The sequence below is a fragment of the Delftia lacustris genome (assembly GCF_040267515.1).
Classification (GTDB): domain Bacteria; phylum Pseudomonadota; class Gammaproteobacteria; order Burkholderiales; family Burkholderiaceae_C; genus Comamonas; species Comamonas tsuruhatensis.
In genome coordinates this window covers 4,497,333-4,518,953 of record NZ_CP141274.1, presented here as the reverse complement: position 1 = coordinate 4,518,953, position 21,621 = coordinate 4,497,333, and the positions used below count along the sequence as shown (strand labels likewise).

The 21,621-nt window shown below is 59.0% G+C and carries 18 protein-coding genes and 1 tRNA gene; 10 read left to right on the top strand and 9 right to left on the bottom strand.

All coding sequences use genetic code 11. The annotated features are described in order from the left end of the window. Positions 1-16: 16 nt before the first annotated feature. The gene (locus U6958_RS21970) at positions 17-1,357 is read left to right on the top strand and encodes an MFS transporter (RefSeq protein ID WP_074923415.1); all 1,341 of its coding nucleotides are present in this window, start codon (positions 17-19) and stop codon (positions 1,355-1,357) included. On the opposite strand, the gene U6958_RS21965 is transcribed toward U6958_RS21970, so the two are convergent. Continuing rightward, positions 1,351-1,653, bottom strand: coding sequence for a hypothetical protein (locus tag U6958_RS21965; RefSeq protein ID WP_143044664.1), 303 nt, complete (start codon positions 1,651-1,653; stop codon positions 1,351-1,353). The two genes, U6958_RS21970 and U6958_RS21965, sit on opposite strands and share 7 nt — an antisense overlap. A gap of 344 nt (positions 1,654-1,997) precedes the next feature. Here U6958_RS21965 and U6958_RS21960 point away from each other — a divergent pair, with 344 nt between their 5' ends. From U6958_RS21960 to U6958_RS21930, 7 genes are all read left to right on the top strand, one after another. Next, the gene (locus U6958_RS21960; protein WP_080945296.1) at positions 1,998-2,645 is read left to right on the top strand and encodes a HupE/UreJ family protein; all 648 of its coding nucleotides are present in this window, start codon (positions 1,998-2,000) and stop codon (positions 2,643-2,645) included. A gap of 5 nt (positions 2,646-2,650) precedes the next feature. Then, positions 2,651-3,316 carry a transmembrane anchor protein gene (locus tag U6958_RS21955; protein ID WP_074923431.1) on the top strand — a complete coding sequence of 222 codons (666 nt, stop codon included), beginning with the start codon at positions 2,651-2,653 and terminating at the stop codon, positions 3,314-3,316. A gap of 32 nt (positions 3,317-3,348) precedes the next feature. Continuing rightward, complete coding sequence (locus tag U6958_RS21950; RefSeq protein ID WP_074923413.1) at positions 3,349-4,128, top strand: ZIP family metal transporter; 780 nt, start codon at positions 3,349-3,351, stop codon at positions 4,126-4,128. Positions 4,129-4,282: 154 nt separating this feature from the next. Beyond that, a complete protein-coding gene (locus tag U6958_RS21945) occupies positions 4,283-4,510 on the top strand; it encodes a hypothetical protein (protein WP_143044663.1) in 228 nt (75 codons plus the stop codon). Next, positions 4,507-5,463 (top strand): SdiA-regulated domain-containing protein, encoded by a 957-nt coding sequence (locus U6958_RS21940; protein WP_167368425.1) that lies wholly within the window; start codon positions 4,507-4,509, stop codon positions 5,461-5,463. The genes U6958_RS21945 and U6958_RS21940 overlap by 4 nt, the downstream gene beginning before the upstream one ends. Before the next feature lie 57 nt (positions 5,464-5,520). Then, positions 5,521-5,907, top strand: a complete 387-nt coding sequence (gene flgB, locus U6958_RS21935) for a flagellar basal body rod protein FlgB (RefSeq protein WP_074923411.1) — start codon at positions 5,521-5,523, stop codon at positions 5,905-5,907. Between the two features lie 199 nt (positions 5,908-6,106). Continuing rightward, positions 6,107-6,658, top strand: coding sequence for a Fur family transcriptional regulator (locus U6958_RS21930; protein ID WP_143044662.1), 552 nt, complete (start codon positions 6,107-6,109; stop codon positions 6,656-6,658). A 108-nt stretch (positions 6,659-6,766) separates the two neighbouring features. On the opposite strand, the gene U6958_RS21925 is transcribed toward U6958_RS21930, so the two are convergent. From U6958_RS21925 to U6958_RS21890, 8 genes are all read right to left on the bottom strand, one after another. Continuing rightward, complete coding sequence (locus tag U6958_RS21925) at positions 6,767-7,954, bottom strand: chromate transporter (protein WP_074923409.1); 1,188 nt, start codon at positions 7,952-7,954, stop codon at positions 6,767-6,769. 357 nt (positions 7,955-8,311) lie between these two features. Next, positions 8,312-9,556: an inovirus-type Gp2 protein gene (locus tag U6958_RS21920; RefSeq protein ID WP_083393662.1), complete on the bottom strand. Its 1,245-nt coding sequence runs from the start codon at positions 9,554-9,556 to the stop codon at positions 8,312-8,314. Between the two features lie 70 nt (positions 9,557-9,626). Next, the gene (locus U6958_RS21915) at positions 9,627-10,754 is read right to left on the bottom strand and encodes a hypothetical protein (RefSeq protein ID WP_143044661.1); all 1,128 of its coding nucleotides are present in this window, start codon (positions 10,752-10,754) and stop codon (positions 9,627-9,629) included. A gap of 103 nt (positions 10,755-10,857) precedes the next feature. Then, positions 10,858-11,091, bottom strand: a complete 234-nt coding sequence (locus tag U6958_RS21910) for an AlpA family transcriptional regulator (protein ID WP_074923406.1) — start codon at positions 11,089-11,091, stop codon at positions 10,858-10,860. 462 nt (positions 11,092-11,553) lie between these two features. Then, complete coding sequence (locus U6958_RS21905; RefSeq protein WP_074923405.1) at positions 11,554-12,792, bottom strand: phage integrase central domain-containing protein; 1,239 nt, start codon at positions 12,790-12,792, stop codon at positions 11,554-11,556. 171 nt (positions 12,793-12,963) lie between these two features. After that, a tRNA-Arg gene (locus U6958_RS21900) sits at positions 12,964-13,040 on the bottom strand. 85 nt (positions 13,041-13,125) lie between these two features. Next, the gene (locus U6958_RS21895; protein WP_017404579.1) at positions 13,126-14,883 is read right to left on the bottom strand and encodes a M14 family metallocarboxypeptidase; all 1,758 of its coding nucleotides are present in this window, start codon (positions 14,881-14,883) and stop codon (positions 13,126-13,128) included. Positions 14,884-15,122: 239 nt separating this feature from the next. After that, positions 15,123-16,931, bottom strand: coding sequence for a DEAD/DEAH box helicase (locus tag U6958_RS21890; RefSeq protein WP_074923404.1), 1,809 nt, complete (start codon positions 16,929-16,931; stop codon positions 15,123-15,125). 267 nt (positions 16,932-17,198) lie between these two features. Between U6958_RS21890 and ettA the strand changes: the two genes are divergently transcribed. Continuing rightward, complete coding sequence (gene ettA, locus U6958_RS21885) at positions 17,199-18,860, top strand: energy-dependent translational throttle protein EttA (RefSeq protein WP_016449924.1); 1,662 nt, start codon at positions 17,199-17,201, stop codon at positions 18,858-18,860. Positions 18,861-18,920: 60 nt separating this feature from the next. Beyond that, positions 18,921-21,527: a DUF1631 family protein gene (locus tag U6958_RS21880; RefSeq protein ID WP_074923403.1), complete on the top strand. Its 2,607-nt coding sequence runs from the start codon at positions 18,921-18,923 to the stop codon at positions 21,525-21,527. Positions 21,528-21,621: the final 94 nt, after the last annotated feature.

Genomic DNA, 21,621 nt, shown 5'->3' with positions numbered 1-21,621 from the left:
CCTTGAGGAGCCACTGATGCTGGAAGTATTAGCCAACCGTACCTACCGCCACCTGTTCCTGGCGCAAGTCATTGCGCTGGTCGGAACTGGGCTCGCGACCGTGGCGCTGGGTTTGCTCGCCTATGACATCGCCGGCCCCAATGCGGGCAGCGTTCTGGGCACTGCGCTGGCCATCAAGATGGTGGCCTATGTGGGCATCGCGCCGGTCGTGGGTGCTTTCGCCAACCGTCTGCCGCGGCGCGCCTTCCTGGTCGCGATGGACCTGGTGCGCGCAGCGGTGGCGGTTTCACTGCCCTTCGTCAGCGAGGTGTGGCAGGTCTACCTCCTCATCTTCCTATTGCAGTCCGCTTCGGCAGCCTTCACCCCCACGTTCCAGGCGACGATTCCGGACGTCCTGCCCGAAGAAAAGGACTACACGCGCGCGCTCTCCCTGTCCCGGCTGGCCTATGACATGGAAAGCCTGCTGAGCCCGATGCTCGCCGCGGCGCTGCTGACCGTGATTTCCTTCCACGGGCTTTTCGCCGGCACCGTGGTGGGCTTTCTCTGTTCGGCCATCTTGGTGGTATCGGTCACGCTGCCCCAGGCCAAGGCGGTGGTGGTGCGTGGCGGCATCTACGCCAAAACCTTCCGAGGGATGTCCATCTATCTGCGCACGCCACGCTTGCGCGGCCTGCTCGCCCTGAATCTGGCTGCGGCAGCGGCCAGCGCCATGGTGATCGTCAACACCGTGGTCTATGTCCAGAGCAAACTTCAGCGGCCGAGCACCGATGTACCGTTCGCGCTGGCAGCCTTTGGCGGGGGATCGATGCTGATGGCACTGTGGCTGCCAAAGATCCTGGAAAAGCGGCCCGACCGGCCCGCCATGCTTTTCGGCGCAAGCCTCATGGGCGCCGGCCTGTTGGCCGGACTGCTGGTCTCCACCACGGGGGCAGGCTACGAATGGCCCGCATTCCTCATGCTGTGGTTCATCATCGGCCTTGGCTACTCAATGACGCTCACGCCCAGTGGGCGACTGCTGCGGCGCTCGGCCGCGGCCGAAGACCGTCCTGCGGTATTCGCCGCGCAGTTTTCGCTGTCGCATGCCTGCTGGCTGATCACCTATCCCCTGGCGGGCCAACTGGGCGCCAGATTTGGCATGCCCGCTGCCTTCGCCGCGCTGGCCGTTGTCACCGTCATCGGCGTGGCGCTCGCGTGGAAGCTGTGGCCGCAAGACGACGAAGATGAGATCGGGCATGAGCATCCGGAGGATCCGGCATGGGACCAGCATCTGAAGGAAGGCGTGCCGCTTGGAAAGCGCAAGCACAGTCATGTGTTTGCCATTGACGATCTGCATCCACGCTGGCCCGACGCTCACTGAGCGATATTCGGCGCATCTCGTATCTCGTCGTGGATATAAGAAAACTTCCTTTCGCTGGAAGTCCTCTGTTTCTTGAAGAATTGGTTCGCTCCGTGCCAGGGAATTTTGCAAAATATCCGCGAGAAGGCCGGCCATTGAAATGGATCGCGATCGTCCTGGTTTTCCTGGGGATGATGATGTCTACCTTGGGATCTTTCGCGTCCCATGGGCTGATTCTCTTTTCGATGATGCAGGATGATTCTCCGATTGGTAGTCATGTCTTGCATTTGCATCAAAGTCCCGTTGACGATGATCATGTGGACGATTCATCTTCGGTGGCGGAAAAAGAGCAAAAAAGCACCCAACATAGTGCCAACGACCATTCGCACGAAACACCGTATCCGTTTGTCGTTCCCATATGGCGGCATCGTGCGCTGCTTTTTGCGCACTACGCCATAGCATCCAGGCATCACTACGATTTAGCCGCCGACAGACTGGAACGTCCCCCAAAGTTCTGGGTATGACCTAGATTAGTGCATTCATATGCATAAATAAATCAAACTTGTAGGGGAAAATTTTGAATTATTCGCTTTTGCGTTTTGCAAAGGAAAGGCCGCTGTTTGCCTTTCTATTTTTAATCGCCATATTCTCATTGCTCGCCATGCCTGCCGAGGTGTGGGCGCACGCGGTCACCGAAGGAGACAAGGGTTACATCCAGGAGATATCTGGCGTGAACATCATGCCTTTTACCTACCTGGGCGCCAAGCATATGGTGACGGGCTATGACCACATCCTTTTCCTGTTTGGGGTGATCTTCTATTTATACAGGCTGAAAGATGTCGGCCTGTATGTCAGCCTGTTCGCCATCGGACATTCCACCACGATGCTGCTCGGCGTCTACTTTGACATTGGCGTCAGCAGCTACTTCATCGATGCCATCATCGGCCTGTCTGTGGTCTATAAGGCGCTCGACAATCTGGGCGCGTTGAGGCAGTGGCTCGGATTCCAACCCAACACCAAGGTGGCAACCTTGATCTTCGGTCTTTGCCACGGATTTGGTCTTGCCACCAAGATCCAGGAATACGACATGTCCAGAGATGGACTGGTGCCGAACCTGTTGTCCTTCAACGTTGGCGTCGAAATGGGGCAACTACTGGCATTGGGTGCAATTCTGATTGCAATGGGTTTTTGGAGAAGAACTCAGGCTTTTTCCAAGCATGCCTACACCGTGAATGTCGCCATGATGTCGGCTGGCTTCATTCTTTTTGGCTACCAAGCCGTCGGCCTTTTTGTCGCAACCCCTGTTTGATCACTATGAATACCGTTCCTACCATCACCGAATTGCCTTCGAGCCAACAACTCGTGAAATCGACCGTCATTGCTGCAATTGCTGCAGTCGTCATCCTGGTCACCGTCGTATTGCCTGCTGAATATGCGATTGATCCTACCGGTATTGGCCGCGTTCTCAAATTGACGGACATGGGCAAGATCAAAAATCAACTGGCGCAAGAGGCCGAGGCAGATCGCCAGCAGGATGTGGCCAAGGCCCAAGCTGCGGCGCCGCAGCCCGTGGTCCCTGCTGTCACGGCTTCGGCTACAACGGATCGGTACGCCCATAACCACGACACCGCTGCCGCCGTGAGTGCGCAGCAGGAGCCGTCCCAGCCTGTCTGGAAGGATGAGGTCACCTTCACGCTACAGCCTGGCGAGGGCGTCGAATACAAGCTCAACATGGACCAAGGCGCCAAAGCCTCCTACCACTGGATTGCCGAGGGTGGCGGCGTTAATTTCGATGCCCATGGCGATGCGCCAGGCCGCTCTGTCAGCTATGAAAAAGGCAAGGGCGTGCCGTCTGATAAGGGCACCCTCACAGCCGCTTTCAAAGGCAGTCATGGCTGGTACTGGAGGAATCGCGGTCAAACGGCAGTTACCATGAAACTGCGTACCGCCGGTGAATATGGTTCTCTGAAACGTATGTAATCCATTGCCCCCTGTAACGGGGGGCTTTAACGATGAATCTATTTCCAGCCATTTTTATGGGCACATTCCTGGCGGGGGTGGGGAGTGTGCTGATAGCCGACGGCATTTTGCGCTCAAGATTCTCCAGAAATGCGGAAAGAATGCTGAGTTTTGCCGCCGGCGCACTGCTGTCCACCGCGTTCCTTAATCTCATGCCCGAGGCGTTGGAGGGCGCGTTCAGCAGTCGGACGATCTTCACCGTTTTTCTGGTTGGCCTTGTTGTATGCATCGTGCTTGAACGCCTTGAGTTATGGCATCACGCCCACGAGCATGGTGGCGAAAAAATTCGATGCAAGGCTGAACACGCGAAAAATAGCAAACATACAAGCGTTTGGAGCCTGATTTTCGCCGATGGTATCCATGCATTTGCCGATGGCGTGCTGATCGCCTCGGCCTTTCTGATCGACCCGCAATTAGGCATGACAGCCACCACAGCGGTCATGCTCCACGAAATACCGCATCACATCGGCGACCTGTCCGTGGTACGGCAATTTGGCAATAGCCCGATTCGTTCGACAGCCAAAGTGGCATGCGCCGGTGCCTTCACCATCGTCGGTGGACTCGCTGCCTATGCCCTGTCGGGCGTACTTGACCCGTGGCTCCCTTTGCTGCTGGCTTTGGCATCGAGCTCTTTCACCTATGTCGCGCTGGCGGATATCGTTCCTAGACTGAAAATTCAGAAGAGTCCCAAGGAATCCATAGGGCAGTTTTTATGGATGGCTTCCGGTGTATTCATGATTTTTTCCGTTATCTCGTTGCTTGGAGAACACTAAGCTGCGGCATGAGATTAGTTCGTAAAAGCGGGGAGAATTTGATGGCGAAATTCTGGAGTTGTTATGCTAAGAGAAGTAATTTCTAAAGCAGTCACAAGGGTAAAGACCTCTGTAGTTTTCCTTGGAAAAATAAGGGGTTTAAAGATCTTGAGAAATGAATCGTCAGACTATTATGGTGAAGTTGGCTACGCCTGTCCAAAATGCAAGCATCCCAATTCCTATAGGAAAATGGTTTGTGGAAAATGTGGTCAGCATCTGCGGTGCAACCACTGTTATTCATTGCTTGTTTTTCCTGGCGATGGTTGCCCTCACTGCGACAGAGATTTTTAAAAGATACTATCCTGCACCAGCACGTCTTAGTTCGGAATGGATTCAGTCGTGAGCAAGTATGCTCGTCAAAAATGGAAGAAATGCCTGAATGCATCGATGCTGGTATTCATGGTGGCATCGATGTTCTATTTTCGCCTTCCATCGCTCGCATATAACTGGTTTCAGATCGCCTGGTTGACCCCGGAAGCCTGCCGTGTGTCCCTATGGCTATCGGGCTATCAGGCCGTTGTGCAAGCGCGAAAAATTGAAGGGGTGTCAAGGAATCTATCAGGTTTGACCTACAACACTGGCAGTGGGACGTTGTACGCCACTGTGAATACACCTGCTCGCGTCATTGAACTTAGCACCGATGGAGAAGTGCTGCGCAGCATGCCTATTCATGGCGTCTCTGATGTAGAAGGCATTGCTTATATAAGTGATAATTTATATTTAATCTCCGATGAGCGCACGGGGAGGCTGCACTATATAGAGATACCTGAAGGACAAAAAAATGGCGTAGATGCAGACAACGGCTTGGTTCTTTCTGCACGTCGAATCCATCCCAATTTGGGAGTAGAGGCACTGGCTTGGGATAGAGAAGACAGGCATGTCTTGGTAGGGTTCGAAAAGTGGCCGATCCGCATTCAGATGATCGATCAAGAAAGGTTTTCTTCTTCGCCTACAGGTGAGATACATGAATGGCAGGCATCCGGTTGGTCAGGCCTGTTCATTAGTGATCTTGCTTCAATAGAAAAAGACAGGGTTTCAGGGAATTATTTTCTGTTGAGTGATGAATCGGCAATACTTACCGAATACAGCCCTGAGGGACTGCCATTGGGTATTTTGCCGCTGTGGACCGGTTTCAATGGCCTTAAGCGTACCATTCCACAGGCGGAAGGCCTTGCTTTGGCGCCTGGCGGCGAAATTTTTATCGTCTCGGAACCTAATTTTTTCTATAGATATGAAAAAAAGAATGCACCTTCCTGCGGTATGCGTCAAGGCATGACCAGTGCCTTAAAGGTCTAGAGGAAGTGTCAGAGCTCAATTCTTGATTACCCAGACTATCTTTCATGGGAGACGTTCATGAGCGAGATGAGATTTGAGGATGTTGCACTGAAAGCCAGAATTCAAAGGCTTGCGGTGTTGGCAAGTAATATTGCAAATGCAGACACCCCGGGTTATCAGGCTAAAGATGTCGATTTCAAGTCAGCCTTGGAGCGGAGTGCGCTTGAAATGATGCCATTAAAAGAGACCAGCGCATCGCATATTTCCAGTGAAAAATTCAGGACGGGGAATGAGTTCGATTTGGTCTATCGCACGGTGGATCAACCTTCACTTGATGGAAATACCGTAGACCTTGACAAGGAAAGGGCCGTGTTTGTTGACAACTCCATCAGAACAGAATTGGCCATGAGGCAGGCAATAGACGAATATGTCGAAATCGGACAGCTCCTATCTGATATGAAGTAGATCTTTCGGTAGAAATATCTGCTGCGAAATTCTTCTGCAGCATGCCTTATAAGGTGGAGTCATTGAAGATAAATATTGATGTCCAATTCAATTTAACGGCTGAAGACGGGTGTATGAGATCTCTGGGTATCTAATTTTAGTAAAAAGGTCTATGGATCAACAGTGCTCTTGCGATTAGTCGCTCTATTCAAATTTTTTTATGGTCAAACGATCGAAACGCATCGTCACTCCCGCAAATGATCTTCTGGCGCGAGCGGGAGTGCGGTACAAGCCGTCCGCCGCTGCCATGCTGGGGGTCTTGTTGGAACAGCCTGAGCTAGCGCTGACGCACACAGAGTTCGAGCAAGCGTTGGCTCAGCGCGGCGTGTCAGTCAATCGGGTGACGTTATACCGGTGGCTGGAGCGCCTGGTTGCAGCCGAGGTGCTGGAAAAGCGCAGTGACGATGTGGATCGGACATGGCGCTTCAGCCTGCGGTCTGCACAACCGGGCATGTCTTTGCTGCGTTTCGAGTGCGATGCATGCCGTCGTCACTTCAACTTGCTGGAGGCTAGTGAAGGCACCAAGGAAGCCGCTGATCAGATTCTGGACACGCTCTCGAAACTGGGTCATGTCGGACATCGGGTTGATTTTTCCATTCATGGCCGGTGTGTCGCATGCGTTCCACCGAAAGACTCGCCTACGATCGCTCACCCCTCGCTCGCAACCTGCTTGGCCATCGGCAGCCCGTTACTGGCAACACAGATGCCGTAGCAGGAAAAACGAGCTCGAGCCGGTTGAGGCCGGTTTGCAGCAGACTTCTAGCCGCAGTCGACTGCAAAACAGTGGCCGCGGCCAGTCTGCAAATTTCAGTACATGGAGCTACCTGAGATTGGGATAAGCAACCAGCCCGATCAGAGCGGCCACCACAACGACCAAGGGTTCGGGAATCTTCTTGAACTTCCACAGGACCGAGGCGGCAGAAATTGCCAAAATTGCGGTGAGCCAATCCGATATGGAGCGCTGGCCAATAACGATCACCGCTCCTGAGATTGCACCAATGGCGGCGGCTGTCACACCGTCAACGAAGGCGACGATCGACGGCCGCTTGCCGTACTTCTGAAAGTACGGGGCAGGAAGAACGGTAAACAGGTAGCAGGGCAGAAATGTGGCAAGCGCTGCCGTCACAGCACCCCAGAATCCTGCAACCAGGAAGCCGATGAAGCCAGTCGTGATGACCACCGGGCCTGGGGTGATCATGGCAACGGCTACCGCATCCACGAACTGCTGGTCGGTCAACCATGCATACTCCTTCACGACGCCACCGTACAGGAACGGCACGATGGCCAGGCCGCTACCGAAAACGAAGCTGCCCGCATAGGCGAAGTACGCACCAATCTGCGCCAATTTGTGCCAGTCCACCGTGCTCAACGCGAACAGCCCGGCGACTGGGCCGGCGACACTGTTCAGCCCTCGTCCTGATGCCCATGTCGGCGGGCTGCGCCAGAGCCAGACAAGGATGCCGGCTCCCAGAAACACCCAGATCACCTCAGACTTCGTGATGACCGTCACTGCCGCACTCACGAGGAAGATGACCCACAGCAACTTGTCCTTGCCCAGGTTCTTGGTGGTGAGCTTGTAAGCGCTCAGCGCAATGATCCCTATCACGGCAGCGCCCACGCCGTAAAACACGGCCTGCATCCAGGCCAGGCTGCCGTAGGCACGATAGGCGACGCCCAAGGCCAGGACCATGAAGAACGAAGGCAAGACAAATGCCAGGCCCACCAGCGTCGCGCCCCAGGCCCGGTAGTGGACGAATCCCAGGTAGATGGCCAACTGAGCCGCCAACGGACCTGGCATGAGTTGGGCCAGGGCCATTCCCTCCTTGTAGTCACCTTCAGAGATCCACTGGCGTCGCTCCACAAGGTCCCGGTACATGTAGCCCACCAGGGCGACGGGCCCGCCAAAGCCCCAGGTTCCGAGACCCAGCATGTAGCGTACGAGATTCCACAGCGTGTAAACCGGTACAGGCTGGGAGCTTGGAGGTGCGGAAAGAGGTGAGGAATTCAAGTCGAGCTCCTATCTGGGTGTGAGAACCCATCAACAGGAGCAGTACTTGGGGCGTAAGCCGCCCTTGGTCGCGGGGAGACCGCTCAAGTCCCCGCGGTGAAATTGTAGACGCTGTTTGGTGAACCGGGGCAAGAACTGGCTGCCGCCAGAGGTGGAGGGACTCGATAGCCCTACTGGAGGATTTCATCGATCCTACGCAGCTGCTGGCCATCTGCACTGATTTCTCTGCGCCAAGGGCGGTGAGACTACGAGTAAAGGACAGAGCAGCTTGTTGGATGCGTCGAGTGGATCACTGCATCGTCATTTTTGGAGAAGCCGACGAGCCTTGGTACTGTAATAGGTATTTATTATAGATAACTATTTAAGTCTTCTGTGGCTGGCTCTGAATTTTCTGAAAGTTTTTTCGCGCAGCATTTCTAGAGGAATATCATGCTTTACCAGATAGGTAAGCACGTATTTTTTTAAATATTCCTTTTTTTGTTCATCCGTTCTATTGATCATGCCAATTGCATCTTTCCGATATCGGAGTTTGTTTGCATTGCAGTTCCAGTAGACTCCAAGTCCCTGTGTTATATCTTTGGCCCAGGATTTACCAAGTTTGTGGGCTATGCTAATGTCCTTTTGATGCTTTTGTCCATTCAGCAGAAGGAGTATGTGAGCGTGGTATCCTTTAGAGATTCCATATTCAATCTTCAAAATGTAAGCCAGTCGGCTATTCCCATAGGACTTGTTCATGACACCTAAAAAGATGCTCAGATGTGATAGGAATTTATCTATGTTGAATATGGGCTTGTCTTGATGACTACTTATGTTATCTATAAGGCAAGAGGATTTTCCTCTGGCGTATCCCAGGTCAATTCGGATGGCTAATACCTTGGAGGAAATAGCGAAGGCTTCATTAACCAAGTTGCAGGAGGTCGCAAAGTTGGCATTGCGAAGTCGGTCACGGGCAGAGTTCTGCTTATCGAGAAGTTGCTGAATTTCCTCCAACTCTCGCACGAGATCGACATAGGGGAAGTGATTGTGCCAGTCTTGATTGTAATCTGAGGTCTGGATGTCGGGCCAGATCCAATGGTTATCACGTCTTCCGTCCCAGAGGTGATATGTGGATAGGATTAGAAATATCAACTCCAAGAACTTCGCCAGTGCTGGTGGTGGGTGGAGGCCTGGATTCATGATGGAATTGCGTAGAATTTTGTTTTCTATGAACAACTGCTGAATACGCATTGCCATATCAAGAGCATGTCGTACCCAGTCCAAGGCCGGATCCGATGGCCGACTAAAGATTCTCGTGTCAGGCTCAACAGACCTCAGCAGCTCAAGTGAGCTAACAGATGAGCGCATGAACTGCTCGGCTTGTACCAATGCTCTTATCAGTTCTGGAGCCCAGGGGTTATGTGGGTTTGCCATTGCATTATTTTCATGGCTGTTTTGGACGCTATCGTCGGTAGAGATATCAAGAATCCAACGCTGCTCCAGGAATTCCTCTACGAAATCTTCATCGTCAGGAAAAAAGTCAGGTTTTCCTTTTGGAGTGGCGGAGTGGATCGCTCTTTTTTTACCATAATTTTCATTGAAGAGCCGAATAAGACGTGCGCACATGATGTCGTAAAGATATTTAAATGATTGCGAGGAGTGTTGTGAACGTCTTTGTCAGATTTAAACGTTTTGACTAGTGGGTTCCGAAGTCTTGCTGCGTGGATACAGTGTCAATGCAAGTATCCGCAATAATTTTGGTATGAAAATGGTAAATGGAAGCCTGGAAAATTTGCTGTTCAACATTGTCGAACATGTTCTGGTCATGCGAGATGAAACGATATTCACCTTCGAAATTTCGCATTTGCGACTCCAGGCTTTTGCCAGTCACGGATGCGATAGATTCCCAAGTATTTTGAATTTCCATGGTGGCTGCTGGGCGGTTTCTATCAGTGCCTGGGATGAGCGCCACCAGTGGCAGCTGCCACTGTCCGTTCATGTCCGAGTAGGGCGACAAAAGAAACTTGGCGTCACGGAATTTTGGATTGCGACGCATCGCCTCTAAAAAATCCGTAACGTTTTCCCGGACGGCGTGGTGAGATGGAGTGCCAAAGCCTTTGGTTATCTGGAATGGGGAACTGTAGATTAGGTCCGCTCTCAGTATAAAACATTTATATTTTTTTGCGTGATCGGTCCATTTTTCTAGAAAATCTTCCGCGCACGCAACGTGCTTGTCATTCCAAAATTTTATAGAATTTTTGTTGGATGGTAAAAAAGACCATTCGCTCATTTTTTGCGAAATGAGGTTGCGTCGACTTTGCTCCGGACTCAATACCTGGTCCTCTTCCCAGCTCTGGTGCTTAGGCAAGAGTTTGCATGTATATATTTTAGTGCTTAATTTAATTAACTCAAAAGTGGCTGGATGCAATACATTGGCACGTTTCAACAAGGAGTCACATGAGTGGTTTTTGCTTATGAATAGGTGCAAGGCCTCGAAGTGAAATTCGAAGTCGGTGCGAGGTGTGTAGAGATTTGCATGGCCAGAGCTGATTCGAGCTTGCTCGCGCCGGACGCGGTACGGCATTGTCTTGCGTTTGCAAAGATGGATAGCCAAATGAGTGATTGCCACCAGCTGGACTGCAAGGTCGGGATAGATTCCGTCAGGAATTGATGCCGAAACTTCGAATTCTGTCGCCCGGTGCTTTGTAAAAATTGGCTTCTGACGTCCATAAAATTCTATTTCATTAGAAAAATATTTATTTTGCTGAGTGCTATATTTTTCTTCGAAGGCACGCATTGCTGCATCAATGATGTATTTTGTCATTTTGGATTTCAATAAATCGAGCGCGTATCCACCTTCGTCTTTTAATCGATGTAAGTGGGTCGTTAATCTTCGATCGGTCAATCATTGAGATCGCCGATGACTCCTAGTGCAAGAGCTGATTTGTGGGTGTACGCTGACGAGAGTCGAGCCAAGTCAAAACTTCGTCAAGATGCCAGCCAATTGCACTGCGTGGCGTATTCCCAAGGCGTACAGGCCGAGGAAAATCCGAGATATGACGGGGTGAACGAGGGTTCAGAATGTCGTAGACACTCGAACGGCTGCGGCCGATAAGGCTGACAAGTTCAGGCAGGCGGATGATGCGGCGGGTGACGGCCATATTTTGGTCCAAGGCAAGGTAAATCTTCCCGCTATAGCTCGTGCTAGCAGCGGGCTCCTTGCAAGGACCGGCACAACCCTAAATAAAACCGCAGTCTCCTGGCTTGGCCTCCGTAAGAGGTCAGGCGAGGCTGTGTGCGTGCGCCGAATAGGATGAAGCAACTTGAACGATGCTGAATTCATCCTCGCGGTCAGTACCGTAGCACAAATTTGGCGGCGTGTGAAGTGGGTTTGAATGGGGGCTTGCGAGTCCAAAGACTTCATCGAAGTCGTATCACGTGACTGGCAAACCAGGTCATGACCTTTGCCGGAGTGTCGCACTCCTGCCGACCTGGTGGAGCTGGCTACGGAACCGCTCATGCTTGGTGGTCTAGCACTTCTTGCCCGCCAAAAGGCTTGCCACTGGAGTCGCCGCGCAACCGAGTCAATTCGGGTGGAGAGTGAGAGGCTGTGACAGATGCGCTTACTGCGATGGTGAAGACTCTCCCTGCTGCCGCAGTTGGTCAAGATAGCCTGCCCATGTCTGCATGAGTGAGCGCCTTTGCTCCATGTACTCTGCACGGTCATATGCTGCGCCAAGAGGCCCCGCCTTTCCATGGGCTAGTTGCGCCTCCACTACGTCGGATGCTATCCCTGGAAGACGCTCTGCAAGCAGGGTGCGGGCCATTGCTCTGAATCCATGAGCTGTCATCTCGTCCCCGCTGTAGCCCAGGCGGCGAAGTGCGGTATTGACGGTGTTTTCGCTCATCGGCCGCTCACCGCTAAGCAAGCTTGGGAAGACATACTTCCCATGGCCTGTAAGTGGACGAATCTCCTCCAGGATTTCGAGGGCTTGGCCAGCTAGGGGTACCAGGTGAGGCCGTCCGTTGAGCTTCTGGGATCTGGTTCTCTTCATGCTCATTGACGGGATAGTAAGCATCGCTTGCTCAGCATCAATCCACGCCCATTCCATGGAGCGGATGTTGCCTGGGCGTTGAAATAGAAGAGCTGACAGCTGCAGAGCTGCCTTGGTAGTGGGCTGCCCCCTGTACTCGTCTATTGAACGTAGAAGCTCTCCAGCTTTGCTTGGCTCGAGAACTGCTGCCATGTGTTTCACCACGATTGGCTCAAGAGCACCTTGCAGATCAGAGACAGGGTTGCGCTCACATCGTCCCGTCTGGATGCCGTAGCGAAACACCTGCCCTGCTGTCTGGCGAAGCGTGTGGGCGGTTTCGCGTGCGCCTCGTTTTTCGACCTTGCGGAGCACGCTGAGCAGCAGGGGAGGGGTAATCTCAGGAAGCAACATGCGGCCCACATGCGGGAACAGATCCTTGGACATGTTGCGCAGCCACTTCTCTGCGTAGGTGTCGCTCCATGCGCTGCACTTGACACCATGGAATTCACGCGCCACAGCCTCAAAAGTGCTCTCCTGGGCATGGGCGAGGGCAAGCTTCTGGACTTGCTTTGCAAGGCTGGGGTCGATGCTGGATGCGAGCTGTTCTCTGGCTTCATCGCGGCGACGGCGGGCCTGGGCGAGTCCTACAGCGGGATACACCCCTAGTGCAAGCGTCTTCTGCTTGCCTGCAAAGCGGTACGCCATGCGCCAGTACTTGCCAGATTCCTTCACGTGCAGGTACAAGCCGTGCCCATCGGAGTGCTTCGATCCAGCGCTCTTGCTGGGGTCGTGTCTGAGGGCTTTGATGAAGGTGTCTGTCAGAGGCATTCTGGTCGTGTTGGTATCTTGCGTGCCAGGTGCACGGGATACCAACAACCATACCAACAAAAATCCTGGATGTCACCGGATGCCGTTGGACGACTTTGCACGCCAGATGCCCCTGAAGCCCAGAATCAGCGCGGATTCTTGGACTTCTTTGAACTTCGTGGGATGCCAGAATGGCCTGCCCGGAGGGACTCGAACCCCCGACCTATTGCTTAGAAGGCAATTGCTCTATCCGGTTGAGCTACGGGCAGGTATGGCCGCTGACGGGCCAGCGCGGATCATACCCGCAATGGGCGGGCGCTCAGGGCTTGGCGGCGTGCCCTGGCGCCCTTGCCGTCATTCGGCGTCTTCTTCTTCCTCGAACACCACCGAAGGGGGGGCCATCACGCGCGCCATGTCGCTCAGCGTGGGCACCAGGCCGCGTGCGAGGTAGCTGTAGGGCGTGTCGGGCTCCAGCGCCGCAGCGGCAATATTGGCCATGGGCTGGTTCATCGACAGGTAGTAGCTGCCCACGGGTGCTTCGACGGCGCCGCGCGTGAGCGCATAGGCGCCGCTGGCGGGCGTGGCCGAGCGGGCCTCGTTGTACGAGTCGGCCAGCAGCTGGCCGGGCTCGGCCACCTTGAGCACTTGCAGGCCCAGCAGGCGCAGCCTGTCCACGGCGGTCTGGGCGCTGGCGGACAGCCAGTAGCCGCAGGAGCGCGGGCGCGACAGCGTGGTGCGGGCCTGCAGGGAGGCGTTCCAGTCCACGCGCACCTGCTGGTCGGCACCCGTGTCGGGCTGGATCATGGTGAGCGTGCGCTGCTCGGGCGTCTGCTCGGCCTGGACGGCGAGTTGCTGGTGGCAGGCGAGAGAGGCGGTCTCGCGCGCCACGAAGGCCTGCACCTGGGTGAGGTCCTTGGCGCGCTCGGCGCTCGAATGCAGCATGCGTGTGGCGGCGGTGACCAGGGTGTGCACGCGCCGCTGGATGTGGGCGCGGCCCAGGTCCGAGCCACGGCTGCTGACCAGATAGCCCACCGAGTTCTTGAGTCCGCTGATGTTGCGCAGCGAATCGGGCGCCAGGCTGCCCATGGAGATGGACTTGTCCTGCAGCTCCTGGCTGGTGGTGTAGTACCAGTCGCTGCTCAGGCCGGCCTGCGACAGCGCGGTGCGCAGCGGTGCCGTGTACCACTCGCGCGCAGCCTTGGTCACGAATTCATTCTGGTTGGCCGTGGCCGAATACTGCAGCAGGGCGTCGTAGCGCTGTATGGCCTGGTACTTCTGCAGGAAGATGCTGGCGGCCGGGAATTCCTGCAGGTCCACCACGGCGACGGGGCGGTAGTCGCGTGCCAGCGTGGCCAGGGCCTTGGCCTCCGGCGTGTTCAGGAGCAGGTGGTCATGGGCGATGTCGGTGCCATCGGCTGCATTGCGCGTGCCGGCTTCCACGGCATCGGGGTTGGCGCGCGGCACGAGGATCACGTTGATCTGCTGCAGCAGCGGCTCCAGCAGGCCGCCGGGAGCGAGTTCGCGGGCAATGATGAGCAATGCCTCGGTCCCTGCAGGCTCGTCGCCATGCTGGCCGGCCACGAGCATGACCGTGGGGCGGCGGCTGTCATACAGCGCCGACGGCTGGATGCCGGGAGCGCGCGTGGCCACCAGGGCCTGGATGGGGCTGCCGCGCTGCGAGCTGCCGGGCTGCACGATTCCCAGGCGCGTGTCGCGGCCCAGGGATTTGCTGGCCTGGCTGTTCAGCCAGGAAGACAGTTCGCTGGCCGTGGTGAACTGGTTGCGCTGCGGCGCCAGGCCGGGCGTGTCATAGCGCGTGGCCGGGTCGGGGAAGCGCGCCGCCACGGCCGCGTTGTAGGGCAGGGGGACGAGGTTGTTGGCCGGTGCGATCGGCTGCGTTGTCGCCTGGGGCACCACGGGTATTTCCGGGGCCGGGCGGGTGGGCGTGGCCACCTGGGGCTTGGAGGACGTGGGCCAGGGCGGCAGCGGCGTGCTGGAGCAGGCGGCCAGCAGTGCGGTGCATGCCAGGGCCGACCACCGCAGCCGGCCCTGTGGCAGCTCCGGATCGGGGCGCTGGCTGGAGGGTATGGCGGGTGGAGTCAGCAGTGTCATGGCGTGGCCTTGAGGAACCAGTCGTGGGGAATCTTGGGGAATCCGGGAAAAGGGGTGCGGCCTTCAGTCGCCGCAGGCCGCAATGCTATCGGGATGATAGCCATGCAGGCTTGCGGCGCGCTGTCGGCTGAAGGCGCAATCTGTGCAATGCAAAAGGGCTGCAGCCCCGGGGAGATGCAGCCCTTTGGGCTGGTGCAATGCCCGGCATGCCGCCTGGCACGCCGGGTATTCAGTGCAGGTCAGCGACCGTAGCCGCCGCGCGAGGAGCCGCCACGGCCACCGCCGCCGAAGCCACCACCGCCGCCGCCGCCACCGCGGTTGAAACCACCGCCGCCGCGGCGGCCGCGTTCGGCCATGGTGTCCACGCTGGTGCGCATCGGGTCGGGTTGGCCGCCGCCGGCGCCGCCGCGCGGTCCGCTGCTGCGTGCATGGCCGAGCTGCGTGCCCAGGTGGGCGTCAGCGCGCGGGGGCTGGTCGTCGAAGCGACGGCCACCGCCGCCTTCGCCGTCAGGACGCGGGCCGCGACGGGGGGCGTTCTGGGGACCTGCCTTGGGGCGGTGAGCAGCGCCGGAGCCGTTGCCCGGACCGTCGAAGCGGTCGCGGCGCGGCTTGTTGTTGGCGCCTGCGCCGGCGTGGTTGCGGCCACGGCCCTGGCCGCCTGCGCTGCCTTCGGAGCGGCCTTCGGAGCGGCCTTCGTCCGAGCCTGCCTTGGGTGCTGCCTGGCCACGGCCGCCTGCACGACCGCCGCGGTCGGGCTGGGCAGCCTTGTTGGTGCGGATGCGGTCCATCATTTCCTGGCGCGCAGCCTTGGCGGCGGCCTGCATGACGTCACGGCTGGGCGGCTTGCCCGCGCCGCCCCAGATGGTCTGGCGGCCCATGGCGATGGGTTCGGCCACTTCGCCTTCTTCCGGGCCGAAGCCTTCGAGCACCTGCACGGGGATTTCCTGCTTGGTGAAGCGCTCGATGTCCATCATGAAGCCTTCTTCGTCCATGCACACGAGGCTGACGGCATGGCCTTCGCGCCCGGCACGGCCCGTGCGGCCGATGCGGTGCACGTAGTCTTCGGAGACGTTGGGGATCTCGTAGTTCACGACGTGCGGCAGCTCATCGATGTCGATGCCGCGTGCAGCGATGTCGGTGGCCACCAGTGCGCGCAGCTCGCCGGTCTTGAAGCCGGCCAGTGCCTGGGTGCGTGCGCTCTGGCTCTTGTTGCCGTGCAGCGCCATGGCGCTGATGTTGTTCTTGGTCAGGAATTCGGCAACGTTGTTGGCGCCGAACTTGGTGCGCGTGAACACCAGAACCTGGCTCCAGTTGTTCTCGTTGATGATGTGCAGCAGCACCTGCTTTTTCTTGCCGCGGCCCACGGGGTGGATCACCTGGGTGATGCGCTGCACGGTGGTGTTGCTGGGCGTGACCTGGATGGACTGCGGATTGCGCAGCAGGCCGTTGGCCAGGTCGCGGATCTCGTCGCTGAAGGTGGCCGAGAACAGCAGGCTTTGCTTTTCCTTGGGCACCAGGGCCAGCACCTTCTTGACGTCGTGGATGAAGCCCATGTCCAGCATGCGGTCGGCTTCGTCGAGCACCAGGACTTCGACGGTGGACAGGTCCATGAAGCCTTGCTGCTGCAGATCCAGCAGGCGGCCCGGCGTGGCGACCAGGATGTCCACGCCCTTCTTGATGCGGTCGATCTGGGGCTTCATGCCCACGCCGCCGAAGATGACGGTGGAGTTGATGTCCAGGTACTTCGCGTAGCTGCGCACCGATTCCTCGACCTGCGCTGCGAGTTCACGCGTGGGCGTCAGCACCAGGGCGCGGATGCCCTTGCCGCCGAACTTGTTGCGCGGCACCTGGCCTTGCGAGAGGCGGTGCAGCATGGGCAGGGTGAAGGCCGCGGTCTTGCCGGTGCCGGTCTGGGCGCCTGCCAGCAGGTCGTGGCCGGCGAGCACCGCCGGAATGGCCTGTGCCTGGATGGGAGTCGGGTTCTCGTAACCCTCCTCAAGCACGGCCTTCAGAATGGCGGGAGCCAGATTCAGTTCTTCAAATGTCATGTGATCAAAGATGCGCCCGTCCGGGGCGCTGGGTATCAGCCTGCCGAGGCAACCAGGGCGGTTGCCGGACCAGTCGTAGGCGGATGAGGTTCAATGTCGGGAGCCTGGAAAACAGCGTCCATCGTCCCCAGCTGGAATGCTGATGTCACGGGCAACTGGAACCCGCAACGCAGGGTATTGTCGCATGCGCCGATAATCACGGCTGGCGTGCAACCGATTTGTTGCCCGGTTTTTGCAGAAATCAACGATTCAAGTACTCGGACCAGAATGGCTCAATACGTTTTTTCGATGAACCACCTCACCAAGACCGTGCCGCCCAAGCGGCAGATCTTGAAGGATATCTCTCTCAGCTTTTTCCCGGGCGCCAAGATCGGCGTGCTGGGTCTGAACGGCTCTGGCAAGTCCTCGCTGCTCAAGATCATGGCCGGGGTGGACAAGGAATTCGAAGGCGAGGCGCTGCCCATGCAGGGCCTGTCCATCGGCTATCTGCCGCAGGAGCCTCAGCTCAATCCAGAGCACACGGTGCGCCAGGCTGTGGAAGAGGCCATGGCCGAAGTCAACGCGGCCCGCGCGCGCCTCGATGAAATCTACGCCGCCTACGCCGAGCCCGACGCCGACTTCGACGCGCTGGCTGCCGAGCAAGGCGAGCTGGAAGCCAAGATCGCCGCTGCCGGCACCGACTCCGAGCACCAGCTGGAGATCGCCGCCGACGCCCTGCGCCTGCCGGCCTGGGACGCCGTGATCGGCAAGCTGTCCGGCGGCGAGAAGCGCCGCGTGGCGCTGTGCAAGCTGCTGCTGTCCAAGCCCGACATGCTGCTGCTGGACGAGCCCACCAACCACTTGGACGCCGAGTCCGTGGAATGGCTGGAGCAGTTCCTGCACCGCTTCACCGGCACCGTGGTGGCCATCACCCACGATCGCTACTTCCTGGACAACGCTGCCGAGTGGATCCTGGAACTGGACCGTGGCCACGGCATTCCCTACAAGGGCAACTACTCCGAGTGGCTGATCCAGAAGCAAAACCGCCTGGAGTCCGAGCAAAAGGGCGAGGAAGCCCGTGCCAAGGCCCTGAAGAAGGAACTGGAGTGGGTTCGCCAGAACGCCAAGGGCCGCCAGGCCAAGTCCAAGGCCCGTATCGCGCGCTTCGAGGAACTGAGCGATTTCGAATACCAAAAGCGCAATGAAACCCAGGAAATCTTCATTCCTGTGGCCGAGCGCCTGGGCACCCAGGTCATCGAGTTCAACAACGTCACCAAGAGCTTTGGCGACCGCGTGCTCATCGACAACCTGACCATGAACATCCCCGCTGGCGCCATCGTCGGCATCATCGGCCCCAACGGCGCCGGCAAGTCCACGCTGTTCAAGCTGATCGCGGGGCGCGAGCAGGCCGATTCCGGCGAAGTCATCGTGGGCCAGACGGTCAAGATGGCCTATGTGGAGCAGACGCGTGACGCGCTGGCCAACGACAAGACGGTGTGGGAAGACATCTCGGGCGGGCTGGACATCATCAACGTCGGCAAGTTCCAGATGGCCTCGCGCGCCTACGCAGGCCGCTTCAACTTCAACGGACAGGACCAGCAAAAGAAGGTCGGCAACCTCTCCGGCGGCGAGCGCGGCCGCCTGCACCTGGCCAAGACGCTGATCCAGGGCGGCAACGTGCTGCTGCTGGACGAACCCTCCAACGACCTGGACGTGGAAACCCTGCGCGCGCTGGAAGATGCGCTGCTGGAGTACGCGGGCACGGTGCTGGTGATCTCCCACGATCGCTGGTTCCTCGACCGCATCGCCACGCACATCCTGGCCGCCGAAGGCGATTCGCAGTGGGTGTATTTCGACGGCAACTACCAGGAGTACGAAGCCGATAAGAAAAAGCGTCTGGGCGAAGAAGGCGCCAAGCCCAAGCGCATGCGCTACAAGGCACTGAAGTAAGCATCAAAGGCAAGCCTCAAAGCGCCTCCGGCACGGGCTGGAGCCTGTATTCTTCGGGCCATGAATCCTCCACCCGTTTCTGTTGCCGCGTTGCAGGCCTGCCTGGTGCAGGCTGTCCGCGGCTCGGAGGCGCTGATCCTGCGGCTGCTGCAGCGCACGGCTCATGCCATGGAGCAGGCCGAGCTGCCTGGCTCCGGCCTGCCGCGCCGCGCTGAAATCCCCGAGGCGCTGGAATTGCTGGCCCGCCACCGGGCCACCATGCTCAAGGGCTATGGGCTGGCGCTGCTGGAATGCTTTGGCCAATCCGGAGGCGCTGCCGCCTGGCCGCCGGTGCCGGGCATCTCCGGTGCGTCCGGTGTGCCCGGCACTACCGATTTCGCCTCCCTCTCCCTGCTGGATGACTCCGTGCTGCAGTCGCAGCTGGCCCACCAGCGCCTGCTGCAGCATGTGGCGCCGCAGGTGGAGATCGCACTGGCTGAGCTCGATGCCCTGGTCAGCGCCATCCAGGGCCTGGACCGTGTCCAGCCCGAACGCAACCCGCTCAGGCCCCACAACTATGTGCAGGCGCTGCAGCGCGTGATCGACGACACCGGGGTCGAGCCCGAATGCGCCGCCTGCTGGCTGGGCTTCATGCGCGAGCATCTGGGCGCATTGCTGGTATCCGAGTACGGCCATGTGGCCCAGTCCCTGCGCGACCAGGGCGTGCAGCCTGCCGCCTATGGCGTGGCACCGCCGCCCGAGCCGGGCCGGCGCCAGACCGACATGCCGGGGCCGAACCGCTGGCGTGCGCCTTCACACTATGGCGATGCCGTGGCACAGAGCCGCGCCTACGGCGCCTTCGGCCAGCAGGCGCAGGAAGATGAGCTGACGCGGCGCCTGGTGGCCGCCTTGCTGTCCGACCCCCGCTGGATGGATTCACACCGCGAGGCGCCCGCTGCGGCGCCTTCTTCCATGCTGGCGCTGGCCCAACCATCCGCCTATTCCGTGCCCGGGCAGTTTGCGCCGGCCATGGACGGCGCAAGCCGGCTGCAGACCACCGCCTGGCAGGGCAGCGAGACGGCACCCACCGTGCTGGCGGCGCTGCCCGAAGGCTGGACCTCGCTGAGCTGCATGGCGCTGGAGTCCGTGCAGCACCACTCGGCCCAGCTGGAGCAGCTGATGCAGGCCCTGCAGCCGCAGGAGCCGCAGGAGCCTCCCCCGGGCGCGCGCGCCGACGACGGCGCGGCGCTGCATACGCTGCAGCGCATGATGCGTTTCATGGCCGCCGACACGCGCCTGCTGCCTTCCGTGCAGCGCACGGTGGGCCGGCTGGAGCCGCTGCTGCAGCAGCTGGTGGTCCAGGACACGCGCTTTTTCGAGGACCGCAATCACCCTGCGCGCCAGCTGCTCGACGAGCTGACGGCGCGCAGCCTGTGGTTCGACAGTGAATCCGCACCGGGCTATGGCCAGTTCCTGCAGGTGGCCGATTCCGCTGCCATGCGGCTGGCGGCCCTGCAGCGCGCCGATGCATCGGCCTTTGCCACGGTGCTGCAGCAGCTGCGTGACGGTTGGGGCGGCAGCGGCATGCAGCCCGTGGGCCCGAGCGAAGCGCCTGAAGATGGCACGGTGACCGGCCCCGTCTCGGCCGCGCTCCGGAGCGTGGAAGGGCGGCGTGCGGACCCGCGCTGGCCGGAAACCGCCATGCCCCGGGCCGAGCAGATCGCAGCCGCCATCCGGCGCCTGCCCAGTGCCCAAGGCGTACCCGATGACATCCTGGAATTCGCCACGGGGCCGTGGGCCCAGGTGATTGCCAGCGTCCAGGAGCCTGTGGACGGCAGCGAGGCCCGCGACCCCGGCGGCTACCTCGCCCTGGTGCCCAGCCTGCTGTGGAGCGTGTCCACACACGCCGGCCGCGATACCGACCGGCTGGTGGCGCTGGCGCCGCGCCTGCAGGCCCGGCTGCGCGCCGGCCTGCGCAGCGTGGGGCGCACGGAGGAGGAGATCCAGGCCTTTGCCGCGCGCCTGGCCGGCCTGCACCAGGATGCGCTGGATGCGGGTGTGGTCCGCCAGCCCATAGAGAGCGTGGATATTTATCTGGACTCCGTGCCGCCCACCGTCTATGGGTCGGACTCGGTGCTGGCGTCCCTGCCTTCCCAGTTCGATGCTGCCGGGCCCGGCCAGGCCAGGCCCGTCCAGGCAAGGCCCGGCTCCTCGGCAGCGCGCCTGCCACAGTCGTTGTTCGGCGTGGCGGCCTCCATGCCGGTGCCGCTGGATGTGCCTCAGCCCATGGCGAGCGATATGGCGCACGAGATGGCCACCCTGACCGAGCAGGACCTGGAGCTGCCCGAGGCGCTGCAGGACGAGCTGCCTGCCCCCCCGGCCGTTGCGGCGTCGCCGACCAGGATGCCTGGCGAGCCTGCCGGGCCCCAGGTGACGCCGCATGCGACATCCGTGGCACCTGCACCTGAACCTGTGGCACCCGTGGCGCCCGTGGTCTCCGAGGACTGGGCGCTGGGCACCTGGGTGGAGCTGTCCAATGCCCGGCAGAGCATCCGCACCCAGCTGACCTGGGTCAGCCCGCAGCAGACGCTGTTCCTGTTCACGGCCACCGATGGCAGCACCCAGTCCATGACGCGCCGCATGCGCGACAAGCTGCTGGCGCAAGGGCAGCTGCGGCGCGTGGACTGAGGCGCCTGCCGGACATGCGCCGGCGCCGATGGGGACGAATCGTGCCCAATTCGGGCGTTGCGGAGGTTGAGGCTTGAGGCGCGTCAAAAAGACA

Coding starts and splice junctions, on each gene's coding strand:
- U6958_RS21970 (WP_074923415.1), top strand. CDS start 17: ATGCTGGAAGTATTAGCCAACCGTACCTACCGCCACCTGTTCCTGGCG.
- U6958_RS21965 (WP_143044664.1), bottom strand. CDS start 1,653: ATGATCATCGTCAACGGGACTTTGATGCAAATGCAAGACATGACTACC.
- U6958_RS21960 (WP_080945296.1), top strand. CDS start 1,998: ATGCCTGCCGAGGTGTGGGCGCACGCGGTCACCGAAGGAGACAAGGGT.
- U6958_RS21955 (WP_074923431.1), top strand. CDS start 2,651: ATGAATACCGTTCCTACCATCACCGAATTGCCTTCGAGCCAACAACTC.
- U6958_RS21950 (WP_074923413.1), top strand. CDS start 3,349: ATGAATCTATTTCCAGCCATTTTTATGGGCACATTCCTGGCGGGGGTG.
- U6958_RS21945 (WP_143044663.1), top strand. CDS start 4,283: ATGAATCGTCAGACTATTATGGTGAAGTTGGCTACGCCTGTCCAAAAT.
- flgB (WP_074923411.1), top strand. CDS start 5,521: ATGAGCGAGATGAGATTTGAGGATGTTGCACTGAAAGCCAGAATTCAA.
- U6958_RS21930 (WP_143044662.1), top strand. CDS start 6,107: ATGGTCAAACGATCGAAACGCATCGTCACTCCCGCAAATGATCTTCTG.
- U6958_RS21920 (WP_083393662.1), bottom strand. CDS start 9,556: ATGTGCGCACGTCTTATTCGGCTCTTCAATGAAAATTATGGTAAAAAA.
- U6958_RS21915 (WP_143044661.1), bottom strand. CDS start 10,754: ATGACAAAATACATCATTGATGCAGCAATGCGTGCCTTCGAAGAAAAA.
- U6958_RS21910 (WP_074923406.1), bottom strand. CDS start 11,091: ATGGCCGTCACCCGCCGCATCATCCGCCTGCCTGAACTTGTCAGCCTT.
- U6958_RS21905 (WP_074923405.1), bottom strand. CDS start 12,792: ATGCCTCTGACAGACACCTTCATCAAAGCCCTCAGACACGACCCCAGC.
- U6958_RS21895 (WP_017404579.1), bottom strand. CDS start 14,883: ATGACACTGCTGACTCCACCCGCCATACCCTCCAGCCAGCGCCCCGAT.
- U6958_RS21890 (WP_074923404.1), bottom strand. CDS start 16,931: ATGACATTTGAAGAACTGAATCTGGCTCCCGCCATTCTGAAGGCCGTG.
- ettA (WP_016449924.1), top strand. CDS start 17,199: ATGGCTCAATACGTTTTTTCGATGAACCACCTCACCAAGACCGTGCCG.
- U6958_RS21880 (WP_074923403.1), top strand. CDS start 18,921: ATGAATCCTCCACCCGTTTCTGTTGCCGCGTTGCAGGCCTGCCTGGTG.